The sequence below is a fragment of the Streptomyces sp. NPDC050534 genome (genome assembly GCF_044457745.1).
Lineage (GTDB): Bacteria > Actinomycetota > Actinomycetes > Streptomycetales > Streptomycetaceae > Streptomyces.
On record NZ_JBITHF010000002.1, the window covers coordinates 367,083 to 388,915 of the forward strand.

17 protein-coding genes and 2 pseudogenes are annotated in these 21,833 nt (G+C 71.6%); 14 read left to right on the top strand and 5 right to left on the bottom strand.

From position 1 onward, the window contains the following. Positions 1 to 50: 50 nt before the first annotated feature. From ACIBN2_RS07200 to ACIBN2_RS07210, 3 genes are all read left to right on the top strand, one after another. Entirely contained in the window at positions 51 to 1,397 is a 1,347-nt protein-coding gene (locus tag ACIBN2_RS07200; RefSeq protein WP_399133210.1) for a copper amine oxidase, read from the top strand. A 102-nt stretch (positions 1,398 to 1,499) separates the two neighbouring features. Beyond that, positions 1,500 to 2,747: an SAV2148 family HEPN domain-containing protein gene (locus ACIBN2_RS07205; RefSeq protein WP_399133949.1), complete on the top strand. Its 1,248-nt coding sequence runs from the start codon at positions 1,500 to 1,502 to the stop codon at positions 2,745 to 2,747. 102 nt (positions 2,748 to 2,849) lie between these two features. Next, positions 2,850 to 3,575 (top strand): 3'-5' exonuclease, encoded by a 726-nt coding sequence (locus ACIBN2_RS07210; RefSeq protein WP_399133211.1) that lies wholly within the window; start codon positions 2,850 to 2,852, stop codon positions 3,573 to 3,575. Between the two features lie 4 nt (positions 3,576 to 3,579). Here ACIBN2_RS07210 and ACIBN2_RS07215 read toward each other — a convergent pair whose 3' ends face one another. Both ACIBN2_RS07215 and ACIBN2_RS07220 read right to left on the bottom strand, forming a co-directional pair. Next, positions 3,580 to 4,077: a YbaK/EbsC family protein gene (locus ACIBN2_RS07215; protein WP_399133212.1), complete on the bottom strand. Its 498-nt coding sequence runs from the start codon at positions 4,075 to 4,077 to the stop codon at positions 3,580 to 3,582. Further along, a complete protein-coding gene (locus ACIBN2_RS07220) occupies positions 4,047 to 4,994 on the bottom strand; it encodes a DMT family transporter (RefSeq protein WP_399133214.1) in 948 nt (315 codons plus the stop codon). The genes ACIBN2_RS07215 and ACIBN2_RS07220 overlap by 31 nt, the downstream gene beginning before the upstream one ends. A 94-nt stretch (positions 4,995 to 5,088) precedes the next feature. Here ACIBN2_RS07220 and ACIBN2_RS07225 point away from each other — a divergent pair, with 94 nt between their 5' ends. After that, the gene (locus ACIBN2_RS07225) at positions 5,089 to 5,988 is read left to right on the top strand and encodes a LysR family transcriptional regulator (protein ID WP_399133215.1); all 900 of its coding nucleotides are present in this window, start codon (positions 5,089 to 5,091) and stop codon (positions 5,986 to 5,988) included. A 93-nt stretch (positions 5,989 to 6,081) separates the two neighbouring features. On the opposite strand, the gene ACIBN2_RS07230 is transcribed toward ACIBN2_RS07225, so the two are convergent. Continuing rightward, positions 6,082 to 6,945 carry a phosphotransferase enzyme family protein gene (locus ACIBN2_RS07230; protein WP_399133216.1) on the bottom strand — a complete coding sequence of 288 codons (864 nt, stop codon included), beginning with the start codon at positions 6,943 to 6,945 and terminating at the stop codon, positions 6,082 to 6,084. Between the two features lie 212 nt (positions 6,946 to 7,157). On the opposite strand from ACIBN2_RS07230, the gene ACIBN2_RS07235 reads away from it, so the two are divergent. The 5 genes and pseudogenes from ACIBN2_RS07235 (at position 7,158) to mgt (ending at position 12,615) form a co-directional block, all read left to right on the top strand. Continuing rightward, entirely contained in the window at positions 7,158 to 8,066 is a 909-nt protein-coding gene (locus ACIBN2_RS07235; protein ID WP_399133217.1) for a carbohydrate ABC transporter permease, read from the top strand. Next, entirely contained in the window at positions 8,063 to 8,908 is an 846-nt protein-coding gene (locus tag ACIBN2_RS07240) for a carbohydrate ABC transporter permease (protein ID WP_399133218.1), read from the top strand. The genes ACIBN2_RS07235 and ACIBN2_RS07240 overlap by 4 nt, the downstream gene beginning before the upstream one ends. After that, positions 8,908 to 10,203 (top strand): ABC transporter substrate-binding protein, encoded by a 1,296-nt coding sequence (locus ACIBN2_RS07245; protein ID WP_399133219.1) that lies wholly within the window; start codon positions 8,908 to 8,910, stop codon positions 10,201 to 10,203. The genes ACIBN2_RS07240 and ACIBN2_RS07245 overlap by 1 nt, the downstream gene beginning before the upstream one ends. A 300-nt stretch (positions 10,204 to 10,503) precedes the next feature. Then, positions 10,504 to 11,323 (top strand): annotated as a pseudogene (gene erm / locus ACIBN2_RS07250) (ErmE/ErmH/ErmO/ErmR family 23S rRNA (adenine(2058)-N(6))-methyltransferase). 34 nt (positions 11,324 to 11,357) lie between these two features. Next, positions 11,358 to 12,615: pseudogene (mgt, locus tag ACIBN2_RS07255) on the top strand (macrolide-inactivating glycosyltransferase). Between the two features lie 52 nt (positions 12,616 to 12,667). Here mgt and ACIBN2_RS07260 read toward each other — a convergent pair. Continuing rightward, the gene (locus ACIBN2_RS07260) at positions 12,668 to 14,929 is read right to left on the bottom strand and encodes an MMPL family transporter (RefSeq protein ID WP_399133220.1); all 2,262 of its coding nucleotides are present in this window, start codon (positions 14,927 to 14,929) and stop codon (positions 12,668 to 12,670) included. Between the two features lie 408 nt (positions 14,930 to 15,337). Here ACIBN2_RS07260 and ACIBN2_RS07265 point away from each other — a divergent pair, with 408 nt between their 5' ends. The 5 genes from ACIBN2_RS07265 (at position 15,338) to ACIBN2_RS07285 (ending at position 21,030) form a co-directional block, all read left to right on the top strand. Then, positions 15,338 to 15,883: a DUF1697 domain-containing protein gene (locus tag ACIBN2_RS07265; RefSeq protein ID WP_399133221.1), complete on the top strand. Its 546-nt coding sequence runs from the start codon at positions 15,338 to 15,340 to the stop codon at positions 15,881 to 15,883. Between the two features lie 85 nt (positions 15,884 to 15,968). Beyond that, positions 15,969 to 17,009 (top strand): ketopantoate reductase family protein, encoded by a 1,041-nt coding sequence (locus tag ACIBN2_RS07270; RefSeq protein ID WP_399133222.1) that lies wholly within the window; start codon positions 15,969 to 15,971, stop codon positions 17,007 to 17,009. A gap of 25 nt (positions 17,010 to 17,034) precedes the next feature. After that, positions 17,035 to 17,628: a TIGR03086 family metal-binding protein gene (locus tag ACIBN2_RS07275; protein WP_399133223.1), complete on the top strand. Its 594-nt coding sequence runs from the start codon at positions 17,035 to 17,037 to the stop codon at positions 17,626 to 17,628. Positions 17,629 to 17,683: 55 nt separating this feature from the next. Then, positions 17,684 to 18,301 (top strand): DsbA family protein, encoded by a 618-nt coding sequence (locus tag ACIBN2_RS07280; protein WP_399133224.1) that lies wholly within the window; start codon positions 17,684 to 17,686, stop codon positions 18,299 to 18,301. A gap of 122 nt (positions 18,302 to 18,423) precedes the next feature. Beyond that, positions 18,424 to 21,030, top strand: coding sequence for a fibronectin type III domain-containing protein (locus ACIBN2_RS07285; RefSeq protein WP_399133225.1), 2,607 nt, complete (start codon positions 18,424 to 18,426; stop codon positions 21,028 to 21,030). Here ACIBN2_RS07285 and ACIBN2_RS07290 read toward each other — a convergent pair. Continuing rightward, positions 21,008 to 21,832 (bottom strand): sirohydrochlorin chelatase, encoded by an 825-nt coding sequence (locus ACIBN2_RS07290; protein WP_399133226.1) that lies wholly within the window; start codon positions 21,830 to 21,832, stop codon positions 21,008 to 21,010. The two genes, ACIBN2_RS07285 and ACIBN2_RS07290, sit on opposite strands and share 23 nt — an antisense overlap. Between the last annotated feature and the right edge of the window lies 1 nt (position 21,833).

Sequence of the window (21,833 nt, forward strand, 5' to 3'; positions counted from 1 at the left end):
CCCTCGTCCACTTTTCCAACTTGCTCCTCCTGTAAGGGAGTCACCTCTTCATGCACGTACAGCGTCCGATCAGCGGCCCCCGGCCGTGGAGAACGAGCCGTGCACGCACCCGCGCGGCCGTCGGTCTGTCCGTGGTCGCGCTCGCCGCCGGAGCGATGACCGGTGCCGGGCCCGCCTCCGCCCAGCCGAAGACCGCCGCCGCCCCGGCCGCCGGCTGCAGCGCCGCCTACAAGATCCAGCAGAAGCTCTCCAGCGGCACCACCTGGACGATGTGCTGGCGCTACGACAGCAAGGCCGGACTCGTCCTCGACGACGTCTCCTACCAGCCCAAGGGCGAGACCAAGCCGATCAAGGTGCTCAACAGCGCCCGGCTCGCCCAGATCGACGTCCCCTACGACGACGGCAGCGTCGAGTACGACGACCTGACGGGCTTCGGCTTCGCCCAGGGCCTGGTGAACCTGGCGCCCGGCGAGTGCCCCGGCGGCACCATCAAGTCCGTCAAGGTGCCGGACTCCTGGGACCCGCAGCACCCGAACGTCAACGGCCTGTGCACCACCACCCGTTCCCGCGGCCACGCCTACCGCATGCAGGGCGACAGCGCGAACAAGGTCTACCAGCAGCAGGGCAAGGACCTGCTCGTCTACACGGTCAACCAGGTCGGCTGGTACGAGTACATGACCGAGTGGCGCTTCCAGGACGACGGCACGATCAACATGAACGTCGGCGCCACCGGCAGCCTCTCCTACGAGGACTACGACGCCGGCGACGGCCGCGGCTGGCCCATCGGCAAGGGCGCCACCGCCTCCGCCACCAGCCACACCCACAACGTCTTCTGGCGGCTGGACTTCGGGCTCGACGGCTCCTCCAAGACCAAGGTCGAGCAGTACGACTCGAAGGTCAGCGCACCGGCCCGCGGCCAGGAGGCCCCGTCCGCCAAGACCACCCGCACCAAGATCACCAAGGAGCTCGCGGGCGACTACAAGACCTACCGCTGGTGGCGGATGGTCAGCGCGACGGGCAAGAACAAGGACGGCCACGCGCGCTCGTACGAGATCGTCCCCGGCCCCACCACGAAGTACCCGGGCCGCAGCTTCACCCAGCACGACCTGTACGTCACCGAGTACAACAAGTGCGAGCAGTTCGCCAGCAACAACACCGGCAGCTGCCCGGCCGGTGCGGGCAAGTCCGTGGACAAGTGGGTGAACGGCCAGACCCTCACGCACCCGATCCTCTGGATGAACGTGGGCTTCCACCACATAGCCCGGGACGAGGACCAGCAGCCCATGCCCGTCCACTGGCAGGGCTTCTCCATCGCCCCGCGTGACGTCACCGCTATGAATCCGCTCACTCCCGACGCCCTCGCGGCCCAGAACGGCCACTGGGAGCCGCGTAGTTGAGAAACGACCCTGTCCATCCGGCTGCATCGCCGACCGGTCCCGGAGTACCCTTCCTTGATCGTTGAGACGGGGAAGCTCGGGGGAGCGGAAGGCGGTGCGCGGGTGGGCTCGGGAGGGCTGGAGCTGCCCCCTGGTGACGAGGGTCACGAGGGGAACTCCACAGACGTCCCGCCCGGCACGGTGTCTCTGGCCAGGCCCATGGCGACGAACTCCATCGGGCCGGAGCTGGACTGGGACGCCGACGCCTGGCGCGAGGTGCGTACGCGCGCCCAGCGAGCGGGACGGGCCTACATATGGCTGAACCTCGTCGAGCAGCGGCTGCGCGCGGTCGTCGCCGCTGTTCTGCGGCCCATCTACGAACCCGTCCACGGCGACGACTGGGTGGTCGCCGCGGCCGGTCCGGCGGGCCAGGAGTGGGTGCAGCGCGCGGTCGCCGTGCGCGAAGTCAGCCGCCGCAAGGGGTACTTGCTCGACCCGGCCGACGACAACGTCCTCAGCTTCCTGACGCTGCCGCAGCTGCGCGAGCTGATGGTGCAGCACTGGCCGTGCTTCGAGCCGTACGTCGACGACCGCCGCGAGGTGGAACTCGCCCTGGACGAGCTCGAGGTCACCCGTAACGTCGTCTCCCGCAACCGGGCCCTGTCCGAGGCCGTCCTGAGCCAGGCCGAGCGGGCCTCCGCGAAGCTGCTGGACGTCCTGGGCGCGGCCGGGGACGTGCCCTCGGCCCGCCGGCTGCCCGTGGACGCGGTGGAGGACCTGGTCGGCGACCGGTACGCGGACGTGGTCGCCGTGCACCCCGACCGGGTGCGGCTGCTGCGCCACTTCCCGGCCGAGGACATCTTCGGCGGCGCCCGCCGCCTCGACGCCGTCGGCATCGGCCTCAACCTGCTCGTGCAGAACTTCTCCGGGCGGCGGCTCGTGCGCCTGGCCGAGGCGGGCTGCCGGGTACGGCTGCTGTTCCTCAACCCGGCGTCCAGCGCGGTGAAGCGGCGAGAGCGCGAACTGGGCATGAAGCGGGGCGAGTTGAGCCGCGCCGTCGAGATGAACATCCTGCACATGCGCCGGGTCCGGTCGCGGCTGCGCGACCCGGGCGCCTTCGAGATCCAGGTCTACGACGAGACCCCGCGCTGCGCGGCCTACCTGGTCGACGGGGACGGCTCGGACGGCGTCGCCGTCGTGCAGTCCTATCTGCGGCGCTCGCGCGGCATGGAGGCACCGGTGCTGGTGCTGCGCAACGGCAACCGCGTGGTCAAGCCGGGCGATCTGGACAAGGGCGTCGACAACGGACTCTTCCCCACCTACCGCGAGGAGTTCGAGACGACTTGGGCGGATTCACGTCCCGTGTCCTGAACCGTCCCCGGCGGTAAGCGGAATGCGCTCCTCGGATTGTCAGTGGCGCATGGGAAGGTGGAGACCACTGGGGGAAAGCACCACCAAGAAGGGGGGCCGCCCATGGGCTGGCACCAGGAGCTGCTGGTCGGCTTCGACCTGGAGACGACCGGGACCGATCCGCGCGAGGCGCGCATCGTCACGGGGGCCGTGATCGAGGTCAGGGGCGGGCAGCCCGTAGGGCGCCGGGAGTGGCTGGCGGATCCGGGCGTGGTCATTCCGGCGGACGCGGTGGCGGTGCACGGGATCAGCAACGAACGCGCGGCGGCCGAGGGCCGCCCGGCCGACCAGGTGGCGGACGCCATCGCCGACGTCCTCGCGGGTTACTGGAAGACGGGCGTCCCGGTCGTGGCCTACAACGCCGCCTTCGACCTGAGCCTGCTCTCCGCCGAACTGCGGCGGTACGGACTGCCGTCGCTGAGCGAACGCCTGGGCGGCATCGCCCCCGCCCCGGTCATCGACCCGTACTGCATCGACCGCCGGGTGGACCGCTACCGCCGCGGCAAGCGCAACCTCGAAGCGGTCTGCACGGAGTACGGCGTCCCCCTCGACGCCGCGCACGACGCCGCCGCGGACGCCCTCGCCGCGGCCGGACTGGCCTGTGCGATAGCCGGCCGCCACACCAAGATCGCGGCCCTGGGCCCGGCGGAGCTGCACCGCCGGCAGATCGAGTGGTACGCCGAGTGGGCGGCGGACTTCCAGAACTTCCTGCGCGGCAAGGGCGACCCGACGGCGGTGGTCGACGGCACGTGGCCCCTACGAGAGCTTTCGGACGAGCCGGCGGTGTGAGCCGTCACGTCAGAGCAGGGCTCGCCACGCGTTCCACCCGAGGGCGGGCCACCCGCTCGTAGTCGGCACCCGAGAGGGACAGGGAGCGGTCGAGCCGGGCGGCGTTGAAGTACAGCCGCGGCTGCGCGACGACGTCCGGGTCGGTCACCAGCTCGAGTTCGGGATCGAAGCTGAACGGCAGCACGGTACCGGGGACGGCCTGTGCGAGCCGCTCGGCCGTCTCGGTGTCGCTGAAGCCGACGTAGCGGGCCGCGAACAGCGTCTTCACGGCGTCCAGGTCCACCCGGCGGTCCCCGGGGACGACCGCGAGGACGTGCCGGGTCGTGCGGCGGTCGACCTTGACCCGGAGCACGATGCACTTCGCCGCCTCGGACACGGGGTGCCCGCGCAGCGCGCTGACGGCCTCGGTGGTGCCTTCGGGCTCGTGGTCGATCAGCTTGTAGTCGACGGAGGAGGAGTCGAGCAGGGAGATCAGACGGTCGTAGGTGCCGTGGTCCGGCATCGGGCGTCCCCTTCGTGGGCGTGGACTTGGGTCTCGGGCGCGGCCGCGGCGCGATGGGCGCGCTCCACGGACTGGCCCCAGTAGGTGCCGGCGACCATCATGGCGGCGCCGAGCGCGGTGAGCGCGGTGAGGTGTTCGCCGCCGAGCGCGATGCCCGCGGCGACGGCCCACACCGGTTCGGTGCCCAGCAGCAGACTGGCCCGGCTGGCGGAGGTGCGCTGCACGGCCCAGGTCTGCGCGAGAAACGCGAACACGCTGCAGAACAGGGCGAGATACACCAGCTGCGTCCAGGTCGCCGTGCCGGCCCGGGCGAGCGTCGGCAGGCCGTGCACGGCGGCCGGCAGGAACAGCGCCGTGCCGACGAGCGTCTGCACGGCCGTCAGATGCAGCGGGCGGATGTCCCGGCCGCCGGTGAGCCGGCCGACGAGCGCGACATGCGCCGCCCGTACCACCGCGGCGCCGAGCATCAGCAGGTCGCCGAGGCGCGGGGCGTGGAAGCCGTTGCCGGACATCAGCAGCCCGACGGCCAGGACGCACACGCCGGCGGCGGCGAAGAACAGGGGCGGCGGCCCGCCGTGCGCCCGGTCGAGGAGCGGGGTGAGCACGATGGTGAGGCTGATGATCAGCCCCGCGTTGGCGGCACTGGTGTGGGCGACGCCGTACGTCTCCACGATCAGGACGGCTGCCTGCGTCAGGCCGAGCGGCACACCCGCGCGCAGCTCGTCACGGCTCCACCGGCGCGGCCCGCGGCGGGCCGCCACGACGCCCAGACAGGCGAGCGCGGACAGGGCGTAGCGCGCGAAGAGCACCAGCAGGACGGGGAGCGCGGCGGTGGCCGTCCGGGCGGAGAGATAGCTCGAACCCCAGACGACGGCGACAAGGAGGAGTACCGCATCGGTACGGCGGACGTCGGACACCGCCCCACCGTGCACCGGAGACCTCTCTGAAGGCCAGTACCACTTTCTAAAACGATCTTTTAGCAGAGCTACATCGAATCCCTAGACTGGAGGCATGGACGAACGGCAGCTGCGGATTCTCCGGGAGCTCGGCGAGCTGGGCAGTGTCACCGCGGTCGCCGAGGCGCTGCTCGTGACCCCGTCGGCGATCTCCCAGCAGCTGCGGCTGCTCCAGCGGTCGATCCCGGTGCCGCTCACCGAGCGCCAGGGGCGGCGCCTGGTGCTCACCGACGCCGGGCAGACGCTCGCGGGCTCGGCGATCGAGGTGGAGAGCGCGCTGGAGCGGGCCCGCCGCAGCGTCGGGGAGTTCCTGGACCGGCCCGACGGCGAGGTGTCGGTGGCGGCCTTCCACAGCGCGGCCGCGACGTTCTTCCCGTTGTTGCTGCGGGCACTCGCCGGGCCGGGCACACCGGTGCCGAGGCTCGCCGACGAGGACGTACCGCAGGAGGACTTCCCGCGCCTCACCCGGGAGTACGACCTCGTCCTCGCGCACCGTCTCGACCACGCCGCGCCGTGGCCGGACACGGTGACCGCGACGACGCTGCTGCGCGAACCCCTGGACGTGGCCATGCCGGCCGGACACCCCCTCGCCGCCAAGCGCCGCGTGACCCCGCGCGACGTGGCCGCCGAGCCGTGGATCACCGTGCACGACGGCTTCCCGGTCCTGGCGACCGTCGAGGCGATCGCCGCCGCGGCGGGCAGGCGTCTCCATCTCGCCCACCGCATCAACGATTTCGCGGTGGCCGCCGAGGCCGTGGCGGCGGGCGGCGGCCTCGCCCTGATGCCCCGCTGGACCACGCGCCCCCACCCCGCCCTGGTCCTCAAGCCCCTCAGCGGAGTCCAGGCACGACGCCACATCGACGCCCTCCACCGCCCGGAACGCACAGCCCGCACAGCGGTCCGAACGGTCCTCAAGGAGCTTCAGGAGGCGGCCCGAACAATCCAGGCCGGGTGACGGCAACTCCCCGAAGGCGCGCGGGGAACTGCGCGACCAGCCACGAACGACCCGCACCCGCCCAAGGCCAACGCGTCCCGGGACATCACGCGTTCAGAACGAATACCACCGCACCGTCTCGTCCCCGTCCCGCAACGACGCCACCCGGCGCCCGAACTCGGCCAACGCCTTGGGATTACTCGGCGCATGCTGAGCAACCCACGCACAACTGGCCGTCTCCCGGGCCCCCCGCAGCACGGAACACCCCTCCCACTCCCGCACATCCCAGCCGTACGCCGAGACGAACGCGTCATAGGCCGCCGCAGGCAACCCGTACCGGTCACGCGACAGCGCCATGACCACCAGATCGTGCTCCCGCAGATCCGAGGAGAACGTCTCCAGATCGACCAGCACCGGCCCGTCCGGCCCCACATGCACATTCCGCGGCAACGCGTCCCCATGGATCGGGCCCGGCGCCAGACGAGGCGTCAACGCCGCCGCGGCGGACGCGAACCCGTTCCGCCGCGCACGCAGATACGCCGCGTCAGCCGGAGCGATCGCGTCCCCCGCGAGCCGCAGCCAACGTTCCACGCCACCCAGCAACTCCCGCGGCGGCAACCGGAAAGAAGGAACCGGCAGCGCGTGCACCACCCGCAGCAGTTCGGCCAGATCCCGCGGCTCGGCGTCCCGCACGGGATCCGGCAGCCGGTGCCACACGGTCACGGGGTGCCCCTCCACCAGCCGCGGCTTCGGCTCGGCCGCCCGCACCGCAGGCACGCCCGCCTCGGCGAGCCACAGCGCGATGTCCAGCTCGCGGCGTGCCCGGTCCAGCAGCTCCGCGTCCCGGCCCACCTTGACCACCAGGTCGCCGGCGGCGAACACGGCGTTCTCGCCCAGGGCGAGCAGCCACGCGTCCCGTGCCGGGCCCGGCAGCACCCGCGCCGAGGCCAGTACGTCCCGCGCGCGTGCCTCGTCCATCGTCCGCCTCCGTGTCGTCGTACCCCTGCCGTGGACAGCGTCGGACTCCCGCCGTGAGCAGCGTCCAAATCACGCCATACGTCGATCAGTCTCGCATCCGTACAGGTCGCACCGGGTGCGCGGGCACTTTGCGGGGCACATTGCCCTCACGACCATGAGCGGGCCCGGCCGCCCCGCACGATCCGGCCGCGCCGTACAGAGGGGGAGATGCCGTGGCGGCAGTGGCCCAGGCGGTGAGACCGGCGCGGCGCTCCACCGACCGCGGCGCCTGGTTCCTCGTCCTCCCCGCGCTGATCCCCATCCTCGTACTGAGCGTCGGACCGCTGCTCTACGGCGTCCTGCTGGCCTTCACCGACGCCCAGTCGGGCCGGACGCAGGCCACGCGGTGGATCAGCGGCCTCAACTTCCAGGACCTGCTGCACGACACGCTGTTCTGGGAGTCGTTCCGCATCGGGCTGGTGTGGGCGGTCGGCGTGACCGTGCCGCAGTTCCTGCTGGCGCTCGGACTCGCGCTGCTGCTCAACGAGGACCTGCGGCTGAGATGGCTGGCCCGCGCCCTGGCGATCATCCCGTGGGCGATGCCCGAGGTGGTCGTGGGCGTCATGTGGCGGCTGGTCTACAACCCGGACGCGGGCGTCCTCAACGAGACCCTGCGCGACCTCGGCCTCGGCGGGGGCCACGACTGGCTCGCCGGGCTCGCGACGGCCCTGCCCGCGGTGATCGTGGTCGGCGTCTGGGCCGGCATGCCGCAGACCACGGTCGCGCTGCTCGCCGGGCTGCAGAACACCCCGCGCGAACTGCACGAGGCGGCCGCCGTCGACGGGGCGGGCGCCTGGCGCCGCTTCCGCACGGTCACCTGGCCCGCACTGCGGCCGGTCGCCCTCGCCATCACCGCTCTCAACCTCATCTGGAACTTCAACTCCTTCGCCCTGGTCTACGTGCTGACCAGCGGCGGCCCCGGCGGCCGTACCCGGCTGCCCATGCTCTTCGCCTACGAAGAGGCCTTCCGCTACGGCCAGTTCGGGTACGCGGCGGCGATGGGATGCGTGATGGTGGCCGTCGTCGCGGTGCTGCTGGCCCTCTTCCTGGTCGGCCGGCTGAGCGGAGGCGAGGACGCATGAGAACCAGGACCCGCACCCGCACCCGCATCCGCGCCGGCCAGTACGCGGCGCTGCTCGCGTATCTCGTCTTCCTCGCCTTCCCCCTCGTCTGGCTGCTGTCCACCGCCTTCAAGTCCCCCCGGGAGCTGGGCAGTCTGCATCCCACCTGGATCCCCCGGCACCCCACCCTGGACAACTTCCGGCAGGCCTTCGACGAGCAGCCCCTGCTGCACGCCGCGCTCAACTCCCTGCTCGCCGCGGCCGGGGCGGCCGTCGTCGCCGTGGTGATCGCGACGCCGCTCGCCTACGTGATGGCCCGCCGCCGTACCGCGCTGACCCGGGCCGCCACCGGCTGGGTGGTGGTCAGCCAGGCGTTCCCGCTGGTCCTGGTGATCATCCCGCTGTTCCTGGTGCTGAAGAACCTGCGCCTGATCGACTCGCTGTTCGGGCTGACGCTGGTGTACGTGGTGTGGGCGCTGCCGTTCGCGCTGTGGATGCTGGCCGGATACGTCCGCGCCGTACCGGCCGAGGTCGAGGAGGCCGCGGCCGTGGACGGCGCCGGGCGGGCGCGGACGCTGGTGTCGGTGGTGGCGCCGCTGCTCGCGCCCGGGATCGCGGCGACGGGGCTGTTCGCCTTCGTCACCGCGTGGAACGAGTTCTTCTTCGCGCTGGTCCTGCTGAAGACCCCGGAGAAACAGACCCTGCCGGTCGTCCTCACCCACTTCATCGGCGCGGAGGGCGTCGCGGACCTCGGCCCGCTGGCGGCGGCCGCGTTCCTCGCGACCCTGCCTTCCCTGGTCGTCTTCGCGCTCATCCAGCGGCGGATCACCGGCGGCATGCTCACCGGGGCGGTGAAGAACTGATGCGCACCCGAACGATCTGCCTGCTCGCCCTCGCGCTCACCCTGCTGCTGGCGGGCTGCACGAGCGGCGGCAGCGGGGCGGGCGGCTCGGCGGGCGGCCGCATCACGCTGCGCTTCCAGTCCCTGGCCTGGCAGCAGGAGTCGGTCGAGGCCAACAAGGATTTGGTGAAGGAGTGGAACGCGAGCCATCCGGACGTCAAGGTCGAATTTATCCAGGGGAGTTGGGACAGCGTCCACGACCAGCTGCTCACCTCCTTCGAGGGCGGTGAGGCCCCCGACATCATCCACGACGCCTCGGACGACCTCGCGGACTTCGCCTACGGCGGCTATCTCGCCGACCTGACCGGACTGCTGCCCGCACGACTCAAGTCCGATATCCCGCAGCGGAGTTGGAAGACAGCGACCTTCGGCGACGGCGTCTACGGCGTGCCCTTCCTCCAGGAGCCGCGCGTGCTCATCGCCGACTCCGCCCGGCTGCGGAAGGCGGGCGTACGGATTCCGACTCCCGAACGCCCCTGGTCCTGGGCGGAGTTCAGGCAGGTGACGAAAAGGCTGAGCGGAAAGGGGAGGTACGGCGTGGCCTGGCCGCTCAAGGAGCCCGTCTCCGCCACGCTCAACCTGTCCCTGTCGGCGGGCGGGGAACTGTTCCACCGGGGCGCGGACGGCAAGGTGACCATCCGCTTCGGGGCCGCCGACCAGGTGGTGCCGCGCACCATCCACGCGCAGGCGAACACCGATCACAGTGCCTCGCCCACGACCCTGGGCAGCGGCGGCTCCGACACCCTGCCCGGCTTCTTTGCCGGCAGGTACGCGATGGTCCCGCTCGGCTTCTCCTACCGCCAGCAGATCGCGCAGCAGGCCCCCAAGGGCTTCCGGTGGCAGGTGCTGCCGGCCCCGGCCGGCGCCGACGGGCTCACCCAGGGCGTCAGCCCGCAGACCCTGTCCATCGCCGAGGACAGCCCGCACAAGAAGGAGGCCGCCGAGTTCGTCGGCTTCCTGCTCCGGCCGAAGAACATGGTGCGGCTCGCACTGGGGGACTGGATGCTGCCGACCGGCATCCGGGCACTCGCGGACCCTGCCCTGCACACCCCGAAGGACGGCTGGGCGACCGGCACCGCCCTCGCAGCCCACCTCCGCCCGGCGCCAGCGCAGTCCGTCCGCGGCTACCCCGAGTGGAAGGACAAGGTGGCGACACCCGCCTTCCAGGAGTACTACAGCGGAGCCATCGATCTCGCCGAGCTGCGCGGACGGCTGGAGAAGGACGGCAACCTGGTCCTCGCGCGGTACCAGCGCTGAGCGGACCGGGAGTGTAGCCCGGGCGAAAACCCGTTGCCCGCGAACGGCCGGCCGCCCAGCGTCCCGTCCGTGGCAGCTTGCAACGCGATCACCATCTCCGGTCTCGGCCGGGGCACCGCGCACTCCGTACGGATGCGTCGTGGCCCCGGTGCCCTGACCGGTACGGAGAGCCGCGTCCGCTGATTCCCTCGCGGCGCGTGACCCCTTGGCGGCACGCGTCCCGCGCACCTCTCGCTTCCTGTCTTCCGGTCAGGGCCTCGGCTGCCCTCTCCCTTCTCACGGAAGACAAGGACGCAGGCCATGGCCCGTCCCAGCCCCACCTCCCGCGCGCTCTCGCAGAACTTCCTCGCCGATCGCGCCACCGCCGAACTCCCCCACTCTCGACTTCGCTCGAGCGGGGGGAGGGGACCCCACCGCCCGCCTCGCCGTCCCCCGCGGGAGCGAGGCTCCTCTGCTGCTCGAAGTCGGCGCCGGGAAAGGCGCGTTGACCGAACGGCTCGCACCTCGCTGCCGGGAGCTGCGCGCGTACGAGATCGACCGCCGGCTCGTCCCCGTACTCCGCCACCGCTTCGCGAAGGCGACCCAAGTCACCGTCATCGGAGGGGACTTTCTCGTCGCCGAGCCCCCGCGCACCGCCTTCTCCGTCGCCGGGAACGTGCCGTTCTCCCGCACCTCGGCCATCGTCGAATGGTGCCTGCGGGCGCCCGCGCTCACCGAAGCCACCCTCCTGATCCAGCTCGAGTACGCCCGTAAGCGCACCGGCGACTAAGGGAGTTGGACCCTCGTCACGGTCCGCAGCCGGCCGCGCCACGAGTGGCGGCCGGCCGGACGGGTGGAGCGCAGCCGGTTCCGGCCCGCGCCTGGCGTCGACGCCGGGATCATCCGCATCGAGCGCCGCCGCACCCCGCTGCTGGAACCCGCCGCGTACGAGAGCTGGCGGCGCCTCGTCGAACTCGGCTTCTCCGGCGTCGGCGGCTCCCTGTACGCCTCGCTGCGGCGCGGGTGCCCGAGGTGCCGGGTGGACGCCGCGTTCCGTGCGGCGGGACTGGACGCCGGGGTCCTGGTGGGCGAGGTACCGCCGGAGCGCTGGCTGAGGCTGCACGAGGTGCTGGGCGCATGAGGTCACCGGCACGCGCGCGGCTCACCTATTCCAGTTGCACGAGACGTATCGTCTCGCCTACGGTCGATCACATGACCAGTCGAGCCCTCGTGACCCGCCCCGCCCACATCGCGATGTTCTCCGTCGCCGCCCACGGGCATGTGAACCCCAGCCTGGAGGTGATCCGCGAGCTCGTCGCCCGCGGGCACCGGGTGACGTACGCGATCCCGCCGGTGTTCGCGGAGAAGGTCGCCGGGACCGGTGCCGAGCCGAAGCTCTGGAACTCCACGCTGCCCGGGCCCGACGCCGACCCGGATGCCTGGGGCAGCACGCTGCTGGACCACGTCGAACTGTTCCTGGCCGACGCGATCCAGGCGCTGCCGCAGCTCGCCGAGGCGTACGAGGGGGACGAGCCTGACCTCGTCCTGCACGACATCACGTCGTACCCGGCGCGCGTCCTCGCCCACCGCTGGGGCGTGCCCGCGGTCTCGCTGTCGCCGAACCTCGTCGCCTGGGAGGGCTACGAGGAGGAGGTCGCCGAGCCGATGTGGGCCGAGCCGAAGCAGACTCCGCGCGGACAGGCGTACTACGCCCGGTTCGAGAACTGGCTGAAGGAGAACGGGATCAGCCTGCACCCCGATCCCTTCGCCGGCCGGCCCGACCGCTCGCTCGTCCTGATCCCGAGGGCGATGCAGCCGAACGCCGATCGGGTCGACGAGGGCGTGTACACGTTCGTCGGCGCCTGTCAGGGCGACCGCGCCGCCGAGGGCGACTGGAGGCGGCCCGCGGGAGCCGAGAAGGTCGTGCTCGTCTCCCTCGGGTCCGCCTTCACCAAGCGGCCCGCCTTCTACCGGGAGTGCGTGCGGGCCTTCGGCGAGCTGCCGGGCTGGCACCTCGTGCTCCAGATCGGCAGGCATGTGGACCCGGCCGACCTGGGGGCCGTACCGGACGGCGTCGAAGTGCGCTCCTGGGTCCCGCAGTTGGCGATCCTCAAGCAGGCCGACCTGTTCGTCACGCACGCCGGTGCGGGCGGCAGCCAGGAGGGGCTGGGCACCGCCACCCCGATGATCGCCGTACCGCAGGCCGTGGACCAGTTCGGCAACGCCGACATGCTGGTGGGCCTCGGCGTCGCACACCGGATCGACACGGAGGAGGCGAGCGCCGAGGTGCTGCGCGAGGCCGCCCTCTCCCTCGCCGGCGATCCCGAAGTCGCCCGGAGGCTCAAGGACATCCAGGCCGAGATGGCTCAGGAAGGCGGCACGCGGCGGGCGGCCGACCTCATCGAGGCCGAACTGCCCGAACGCCGGGCATGAGTGAGGGCCCGTTGGCTCCCCTGTTGCCAACGGGCCCTCGTCCAGGGAGGGTTCACACCCTCAGCGGCTCACCCTCGTCGTCCCGCGCCGAGGGCGCCACCACGGCGTCCGCGGCCTCGTCGTGCGTCATGTCCGGCAGCCGGTGCATCCACTTCGGCAGGTACCAGTTGCGCTCGCCGAGCAGCGCCATCACCGCCGGGAGCAGCACACCCCGGATGATCGTCGCGTCGATGAGCACCGCGGCCGCGAGACCCACGCCCATCTGCTTCATGGACTGCATCGACAGCGTCCCGAAGATCGCGAACACGGCGACCATGATGACCGCGGCACTGGTGACGACACCGGCAGTTGTGACCACACCGTGCTGGATCGCGTCCCGCGTCGTACGGCCGCGCATCCGCGCCTCACGGATCCGCGAGACCACGAACACGTGGTAGTCCATGCTCAGCCCGAACAGGATCACGAACAGGAACAGCGGCAGCCAGGTGATGATCGCGCCGACGCCCTCCGCGCCCACCAGGGACGCGCCCCAGCCGTGCTGGAAGACCGCGACGAGGATGCCGTAGGCGGCGCCCACCGACAGCAGGTTGAGCAGGATCGAGGTGATCGCCACCGTCAGCGAGCGGAACGACAGCAGCATCAGCGCGAAGGCGAAGACCACGACGAACGCGAAGACCGGGACGACGGCGCCGCCGAGCTGGTCGTTGAAGTCGTGCGAACCGGCCACCTGCCCGGTGATCGGCGCCTGCACCCCGTCCACCTTGCCCAGCGTCGCGGGCCTCACCTCGTCGCGCAGCTTCTCCAGGCTGGCGCCCGCCTTGTCCAGGTCGGAGCCGCCGACCAGCGGGACGTAGACGTAGGCGATGTTCTGCGCGTCGTGCAGCTTGATCTCGACCGGGCCGCGCGAGGCGCCCGAACTGATCGCCCGCTCCTTGAAGCCGGCGAGCGCGGACTTCACCTCGGGGGCGTTGATGTCCTTCGCCTTGACGACCACCTCGGCCGGCTCGGAGCCGCCCGGGAAGGCGTCGTTGACACGGTTGTACGTCTGCACGATCGGCAGCGAGTTCCCGAACTCCTGGTCCAGCGTGAGGTTCTGGGTCTTCATGCCGACCGCCGGAGCCGCGATCGCGAGCAGCGCGCCGGCCGCGACCAGCACCGACACCAGCGGCTTCGCGAGCACGCCGCGCAGGACGGCGGTCCAGAACGGGCTCTCCCCGCCCGTACGGGCGGCGCGGCGCTCCATGGCCTTGGCCAGGAAGGGGACCTTGCCCTTCTCGACCCGACCGCCCAGCAGCGACAGCAGGGCGGGCAGCACCGTCACGGAGCCGACCATGGCGACCGCGACGACCATCAGGGAGGCCAGGCCCATGCCCTGGAACGTGGCGAGCCCGGTGAGCAGCATGCCCGCCATCGCCACGCACACCGTGATGCCCGAGACGATGATCGCCCGGCCACTGGTGGCCGCGGCGATCTGCAGCGCCGTCTGCGCGTCACGGCCCGCGGCCCGCTCCTCGCGCTCGCGGCGCAGGTAGAACAGGCAGTAGTCGACTCCCACGGCCAGACCGACCAGCAGCATCACGGAGTTGGCGGTGTCGGTCATCGGCTGGATGTGGCTGACGATGCCCATCAGGCCCATCGTCGCCATGATCGCGGTGATCGCCAGGGCGACCGGCAGCAGCGCGGCCACCAGTGCGCCGAAGGCGATGAGCAGGATGCCGAGGGCCACCGGCACCGCGGAGAGCTCGGCCTTCTGGAAGTCGTCCCCGAACGCGTCGTCGAACGTCTTCTGCATGCTCGCGCCGCCGATCTCCTCGATCCGCAGCGTCTCGTGGTCCTTCTGCACCCCGCCGACGGCCTTCAGCACGGGCGCCACGCGGTCGCCCGCGGTCTCCGCGTCGCCGCGCATGTCGAACTGCACCAGCGCGCTGCGACCGTCCTTGGAGATGGTCCGCGTGATGTACGGCGACTTCACGTCCGTGACCTTGCCGGTGGCGTCCACGGCCTTGACGACGGCGCCGACGGCCGCCTTGAACTCGGCGTCGGTGGCCTTGAGCTCGCCGCCCTTCGCCTGGATCAGGACCGTCTCGCCTGCCGGCTCCTTGATCCCCGCATCGTCGATGATCCTGGCGGCGGTGTGCGTCTCGCCCTTGAGCTGGTCGCTGTCCTTGAGGTCGACCCGGCCCGCGGCCGAACCGAGCCCCATCGCCAGAACCACGAACAGCACCCAGATGCCGACGGCAGCCCATCGGTGCCGGGCGCTCCAGCCACCGGCCCGGGCGGCTATACCCCGCACCCGCGAATCTCCGTTCCCCATGACGGGCTTGCCCCCTCGTGCACGGTGACAGCCCCCTGCCGCCACCTTTCGCTTCGAAGGTATGGCCGGGATAAGCGCATCTCGTCGTGCTGCCCGGTGAAGTGCCGCGGCCGGAACTCATCCGCTCGGACCCGGCCGCCTCACCGCTGGGGAGGACTCCGGCCCCTTACATCTATCCGGGCTACCCGAAAGTAGTGATCAGGGTGGCCGGTCGGTGTCCGGTCCGTGTCCGGTCCGTCGGCATCGCTCCTCTTTGTGATTACAAAACCTTGTTGAACAAGTCACAGCTGCGTGTAGGTGTTGCTCCGGACCCGGTCGTTCGGCCAGAGTTTCGCGCAGTCCGCCTGTGCGGACACCGGCCGTCGTGCCCACCCCCACGGGGCACGACGGCCGTCCTAGGGTGTGCCTATGACGACGTATGCGGCGCTGCTGCGCGGGATCAACGTGGGCGGGAAGAAGAAGCTCCCGATGGCCGAGCTGCGCCGGCTGATGGAGGGCCTCGGACACGACGGCGTACGCACCCACCTCCAGAGCGGTCAGGCCGTCTTCACGTCCGGTCACGGTGACGAGGAGTCCCTGGCGGCCGAGCTGGCGGACGCGATCGAGAAGCACTTCGGCTTCTCCGTGGACGTGATCGTCCGCGACCACGCCTATCTCGAGGCGGTCGCCGCGGCCTGTCCCTTCCCGGCCGCCGAGCTGGAGGCCAAGCAGCTGCACGTCACCTACTTCTCCGCGCCGGTCGACGCGGCGCGCTTCGCGGAGATCGACCGGGAGGCGTACCTGCCCGAGGAATTCCGGCTCGGCGAAAGGGAGTTGTACCTCTACGCCCCGGACGGACTCGGCCGCTCCAAGCTCGCCGAGCACCTGGCGAAGTCCCGTATCAACAAGGGCGTGATCGCGACCACCCGCAACTGGAACACCGTGGTGAAGCTCGTCGAGCTCACGGCGGAGTGATCGGGCCGGACGACCGGACCGTGCGACCGGACCAGGTGACCAGGGGCGAGGACGGCCGCGCGCACGCGTGTGCGAGGCTCGTCCCATGCGCTACATCATCATCGGGGCAGGCGCCGTCGGCGGCGCGATCGGCGGGCGGCTCGCGGGTGCGGCGCACGAGGTCGTACTGGTCGCGCGGGGCGCGCACCTGGCCGCGCTGCGGGAGGGCGGGCTGCGGCTGAAGGTGCCGGACGGCGAGTACACCCACCGGCTGCCGGCCGTCGAAGGACCGGAGGAGCTGGGCGAGTTGAGGGCCGACGACGTGCTCCTCCTCGCCGTGAAGACCCAGGACACCGTGGGCGCGCTGCAGGTCTGGGGCCCGGCACCGGTCGCGGGCGGCGGCACCGCGGCGGAGCGGCTGCCGCTGTTCTGCGCGCAGAACGGGGTGGAGGGCCAGCGCCTCGCGCTGCGGGTCTTCCGGCACGTGTACGGCGTCTGCGTCTGGCTGCCGGCCACCTTCGTCGAGCCGGGCGCCGTCTCCGCCGCCGGCGCCCCGCTCACCGGCATGCTGCACCTGGGCCGCCACCCGCACGGCACCGACGAGACCGTCCGCCTGGTCGCCGCCGACCTGGAGAAGTCGCACTTCGAGGCGCCGGTGGCCGCCGACGTCGCGCGCTGGCAGTACGCCAAGCTGCTGTCCAACCTGGCAAACGCCCTGGAGGCCGTCGCCGGGCCGATCGCCCGCGACGACGCCGGGGCGCTGTACGCGCGCGTGCGGGCCGAGGGGGAGGCCGTGCTCGACGCCGCCGGGATCGCGTACGCGAGCGTCGAGGAGCAGCAGGCGGTACGCGGCCACAAGGTCGACCTGGTGCCGCTCGACGGCGCCCCGCGCGGCGGCGGCTCCTCCTGGCAGTCCCTCAGCCGTGGCACCGGCACCATCGAGGCCGACTACCTCAACGGTGAGATCGGCCTGCTGGGCAGGCTGCACGGGGTACCGACGCCGCTCAACGACCTGCTCCAGCAGCTCGCCAACACCTTCGCGCGGGAACGCCGGGCGCCGGGCTCGATGCCGGTCGAGCAGCTCGCCCGCCTCGCCGAGGAGGCGACCGAAGCCGCCGAGGCTGTCGCGTTTGTTCAAGAGTCCTGAGCGGGGCCTTTCTAGCGTGGGGTGCATGACGTACGACGACCCGAAGCAACTGCACCCGTACATGAGCGAATGTGCCGCCGAGGCGGCGCGCGTGGCGCGCGGCGTCCCGGCGGACCGGCTCGGCGAGCCCACCCACTGCACCGACTGGGACGTCCGCGCCCTGGTCAACCACTGGGTCCTCTACACCTCCTACGGCCTCGAGCACCGCGCCCTGCGCAAGCAGCTCCCCGAGGAGCTGACCGCGCGCGACTTCACCGCCGACCCCGACTGGGCCACGGCCTACGCCGCCCAGCTGGACCGCGCCGTGGCGGCCTGGGCCGACCCTGCCGTGTGGGAGGGCGAGGTCGACCTCGGCATGGCGAAGGTCCCGGCCCTCGACATCGCCTCGATGGTGGTCAAGGAGACGGCCGTGCACGGATGGGACGTCGCCACCGCCACCGGCCAGCGGTTCCACGTCTCGGACGGCGCCGCCCGCTTCGTCCTCGACGTGGTCGAGAAGCACGGCGACCTCTACCGGCAGTACGACGGCTTCGCCGACCCGGTGCCCGTGCCGGACGACGCGCCCGTGTTCGACCGCGCGCTCGCCGCCAGCGGACGGGATCCGAAATTGGGCCACTGAAACGGTCGCCGAATGGGCCGGTACATTGCACCATTGCCCGACTAGCGTCGACACCATGACGAACACCGAGCCCGCCCGCGTCGACTTCTGGTTCGACCCCGCCTGCCCCTTCGCCTGGATCACCTCCCGCTGGCTGCTGGAGGTCGAGCGTGAACGCCCGCTCGACCTCCGCTTCCACGCGATGAGCCTCTACCTGCACAATCTCGGCAACGAACTGCCGGACTGGTACCGGGAGTTGGTCGACAAGTCGATCGGCCCGGTGCGGGTCGCCGTGGCCGCGGCCGAACGGCACGGCGAGAAGGTCCTGCGCGAGCTGTACACCGCGTTCGGCACCCGCATCCACGAGCAGAAGGCCGGCGACTTCGACGCCGTGGTGGCCGCCTCCCTCGCCGAACTGGGCCTCCCGGCCGACCTCGCGGCCGCCGCCCACGACCCGTCGTACGACGAGGCCGTACGCCGCAGTCACGAGACGGGCGTGGAACCCGAGTCGGGCGGCTATGTGGGCACACCCACCATCCATGTCGACGGAACGGTGTGGTTCGGGCCCGTGCTGCGGGCCATTCCCCGCGGCACCCGCGCAGCCGAACTCTTCGACAGCTTCCGGACGCTGGCCACCTGCCCGGACTTCTTCGAACTCAAGCGCACCCGCACGAAATCGCTTGCTTTTGATTGATCGGACGAATCAGCCTCCACCTTGGAGGATCGCGCCATTTTCCGTCACGTTCATTGACCGAGGCACCCAAGTGCTCCTACCTTTCCCGGCGTTGGGTACAGGCTGACCCACGGGAGGGGTACATGCCCACGCACCGAAGAGCCGCCCTCGTCGCCCTCGCCGGCGCCGTCCTCGCCCTCGGCGTGCCGGCCCTCGCGGCCCCGGCACAGGCCGCGTCCACCGACCTCTACGTCTCACCCGCGGGCGACGACCACGCGGACGGGAGCGCACGGCATCCCGTCCGCACCCTGCAACGCGCCCGCGACCTGGTCCGGGCGCGGGCCGGCGACCTCACCTCCGACCTCACGGTCCACCTCGCCGCCGGCACCTACCGCCAGGCGGGCCCGCTCGTCCTCGACGCCCATGACTCGGGCACGAACGGCCACCGGGTGATCTGGCAGGGCACCGGCACCACGGTCGTCAGCGGCGGCCGCCAGGTCGTGGGCTGGCACCAGGTGCCGGGCCGCAAGGGACTGTGGTCCGCGCCCGCGCCTCAAGGGCTCACCGACACGCGGCAGTTGTACGTCGACGGAGTACGCGCCCAGCGCGCCCGCGGAGCCGTGCCGGTCCAACTGACCCAGACGGCAACCGGATACACCGCCTCGTCCGACGCCATCGCCCATTGGAAGCACCCCGCCGACGCCGAGTTCGTCTACACCGGCGGCGAGGCGCTGTGGAACGTCGAGCGCAACGGCCTCGGCCAGTGGACCGAGCCGCGCTGCCGCATCGCCTCCGCGGAGGGCACCACGATCACGATGGCCCAGCCCTGCTGGGACAACTCCAACAGGCGGGTCGAGTTCCCCGACATTCCCGGCCGCACGGTCAGCATGGTCGGCCCGGGGCATCTCACGAACAACGGCAAGGCGTCGTACGTCGAGAACGCCTACGAACTCCTCGACCAGCCCGGCGAGTGGTACCTCGACCGGAGCGCGCACCGGGTCTACTACCTGCCCCGCAAGGGCGAGAACCTCGACCGCGCCGACGTCGAGGCGGCGGCGGCCGAGAAGCTGGTCGACGGCCGGGGCACGGCGGACGCGCCGGTCCACGACATCGCCTTCCGCGGCATCCAGTTCAGCTACGCGACCTGGTTGACGCCCAATCGGCCGGAGGGCTTCTCCGAGATCCAGGCCGGCTACACCGTCACCGGCGACAAGGGCTGGGCCACGCAGGGCCTGTGCCAGTACGTCGAAGGCGGCACCTGCCCGTTCGCGTCCTGGACGAAGATGCCCGGCAATCTGACCGTCGCCCACGGACAGCGCATCGAGTTCGCCGACGACGTCTTCGCCCATCTCGGCGCAGCCGGACTGGAGTTGGGCACCGGAACCAAGGACGCCTCCGTCCGCGGCAGCATCTTCACCGACATCTCCGGCAACGGGCTCGAGATCGGGGGAGTGGACGGCCGGACCCCCGCCTTCGGAGTGCAGGTGACGGACAATCACCTCTACGGCCTGCCGCGCGAGTTCCACGGCGGCGTCGCCGTCCTCAACGGCTACACCCAGGACGACACCATCGCCCACAACCAGATCGACCACGTCGGCTACTCCGCGATCTCGATGGGCTGGGGCGGCTGGCCCGACAAGATCGGCGACCCGGCGACGCCGAACCCGAGCCACGGAAACACCGTCCGCGACAACCTGATCTCCGACTACATGCAGATGCTCGACGACGGCGGCGGCGTCTACACCCAGGGCCTGACCGGCACCTCCATGACCGACGGCGAGAAGGTCACGGGCAACGTCGTCCACGGCCAGTGGGGCCTCGGCAAGAGCGTCTACACCGACAACGGCTGCACGTACGAGACCGTCGACGGCAACGTCCTCTACGACGCCTCCTACGCCAACGTCGCCTCCCGGCACACCGACTACCGCGACGGCCTCGGCAACAACGACCCGACCCTCGTCAAGGACAACTGGTGGGAGGAGGGCACGGCCGACGGCGACAACAAGGGGCTGGTGACGACGGGCAACGAGATCATGGCGTCCCCGTCCGACGTACCGCCGAAGATCCTGGCCGACGCCGGACTCGAGCCCGCCTACCGGTCCCTGCTCGACCGCCGCGTCGGCGCGCGGTCCGTCCCCGAGGCGCCGTCCCGCGTCGGCACCGGCACCGCGGGCCCGGACGCGCTGTACGTCACCTTCAACCCGGCCTTCGCGGACGGCGGTTCACCGGTGCGGTCGTACACGGCCAGGGCGTACGACATGACGGGCAGGCAGGTGGGCCGGCAGAGCGTGCCGGCGGCCGACTTCGAGCGCACGGCGCTGGTGAGGATCGGCCAACTGCCGGCGGCCGGCGGCCCGTTCACGGTGACGGTCACCGCGAGCAACGACGTCGGCGCCGGCGCCCCGTCCCTCGCCTCATTCCCGCTGGCGCCCACGACGGCGACCGCCCTGCCGGGCGCACCCACAAGCCCGAAGCTGCGCACGGCATCCACGGCAGCCACTCTCGCCTGGACCCCACCCACCGCGACCGGCGACGCGAAGATCACCGCCTATCGGATCACCGTCTCCGACGGCCGCGCCCCCATGGACGTGACCGGCCGGGACGTCCTGGTCACCCAGCCATCGGCCAAGGGCATGTTCCGGGTGATCGGAGACTTGAAGCCGGCAACGTCCTACACGGTGACGGTCGCCGCGGTGACGGCGGCCGGCACGGGCCCGGCGGTCACGGTCACGGCAACGACCAGGCCGTAGGCCTGGACAAGGGGCGCGGGGAACTGCGCGACCAGCCACGGCGGTGCCGCACACGATCGACTGCCCACGCCGGCGAAGTGCTGCGTGCCTGGTCGTACCGCTCCAGCAGCACCCGCGCCACCTCCGGCGCCGGACCGAGCACGTCGGCGAGCACGTCCGCGTCCGCCTCGGCCGCGCCCCGCGCGATCCGGTCCGGCAGAAAGCCGGGGGCGAGCACGTACGGCGCGACGGCGACCCGCTCGCAGCCGAGAGAGCGCAGCTCCCGTACCGCCTCCCGCGTGCGTGGAAGGGAAGCGGAGGCGAACGCAGGCCGCACGGCGCACCAACCGGTGTGCCGCCACTCCCGCGCGATTTCTGCGATCACTGCGATCGCCTCCGGGTCGGAGGACCCCGCCGAGGCCAGGACGACCCCGGTCGAGGACTTGTCGGCGGGGGTCAGCCCCGCCTCGTACAGACGTCGTTCGAGGGCGGAGAGAAGGAGCGGCGAGGGGCCCAGCACCTCCGCCTGGCGGATGCGCAGCTGCGGCGGCGCGTCCCGCAGGACCGCGGGGATGTCGGCCTTCGCGTGGAAGGCGCGCGTCAGGAGCAGGGGGAGGGCCACGACGTCACGGACGCCCTCCGCCGCCAGAGACTCCAGCACCCCGCTCACGGACGGGACGTTGAAGTCGAGGAAGCCGGTCTCCACACGCAGCCCCGGCCGCAGCGACCGTACCCGGCGCACCAGGGCGTGCACGGTCGCCGCGTGCCGCGGGTCGCGGCTGCCGTGGGCGATGACGAGAAGGACCGGCTGCACAGGACGCATG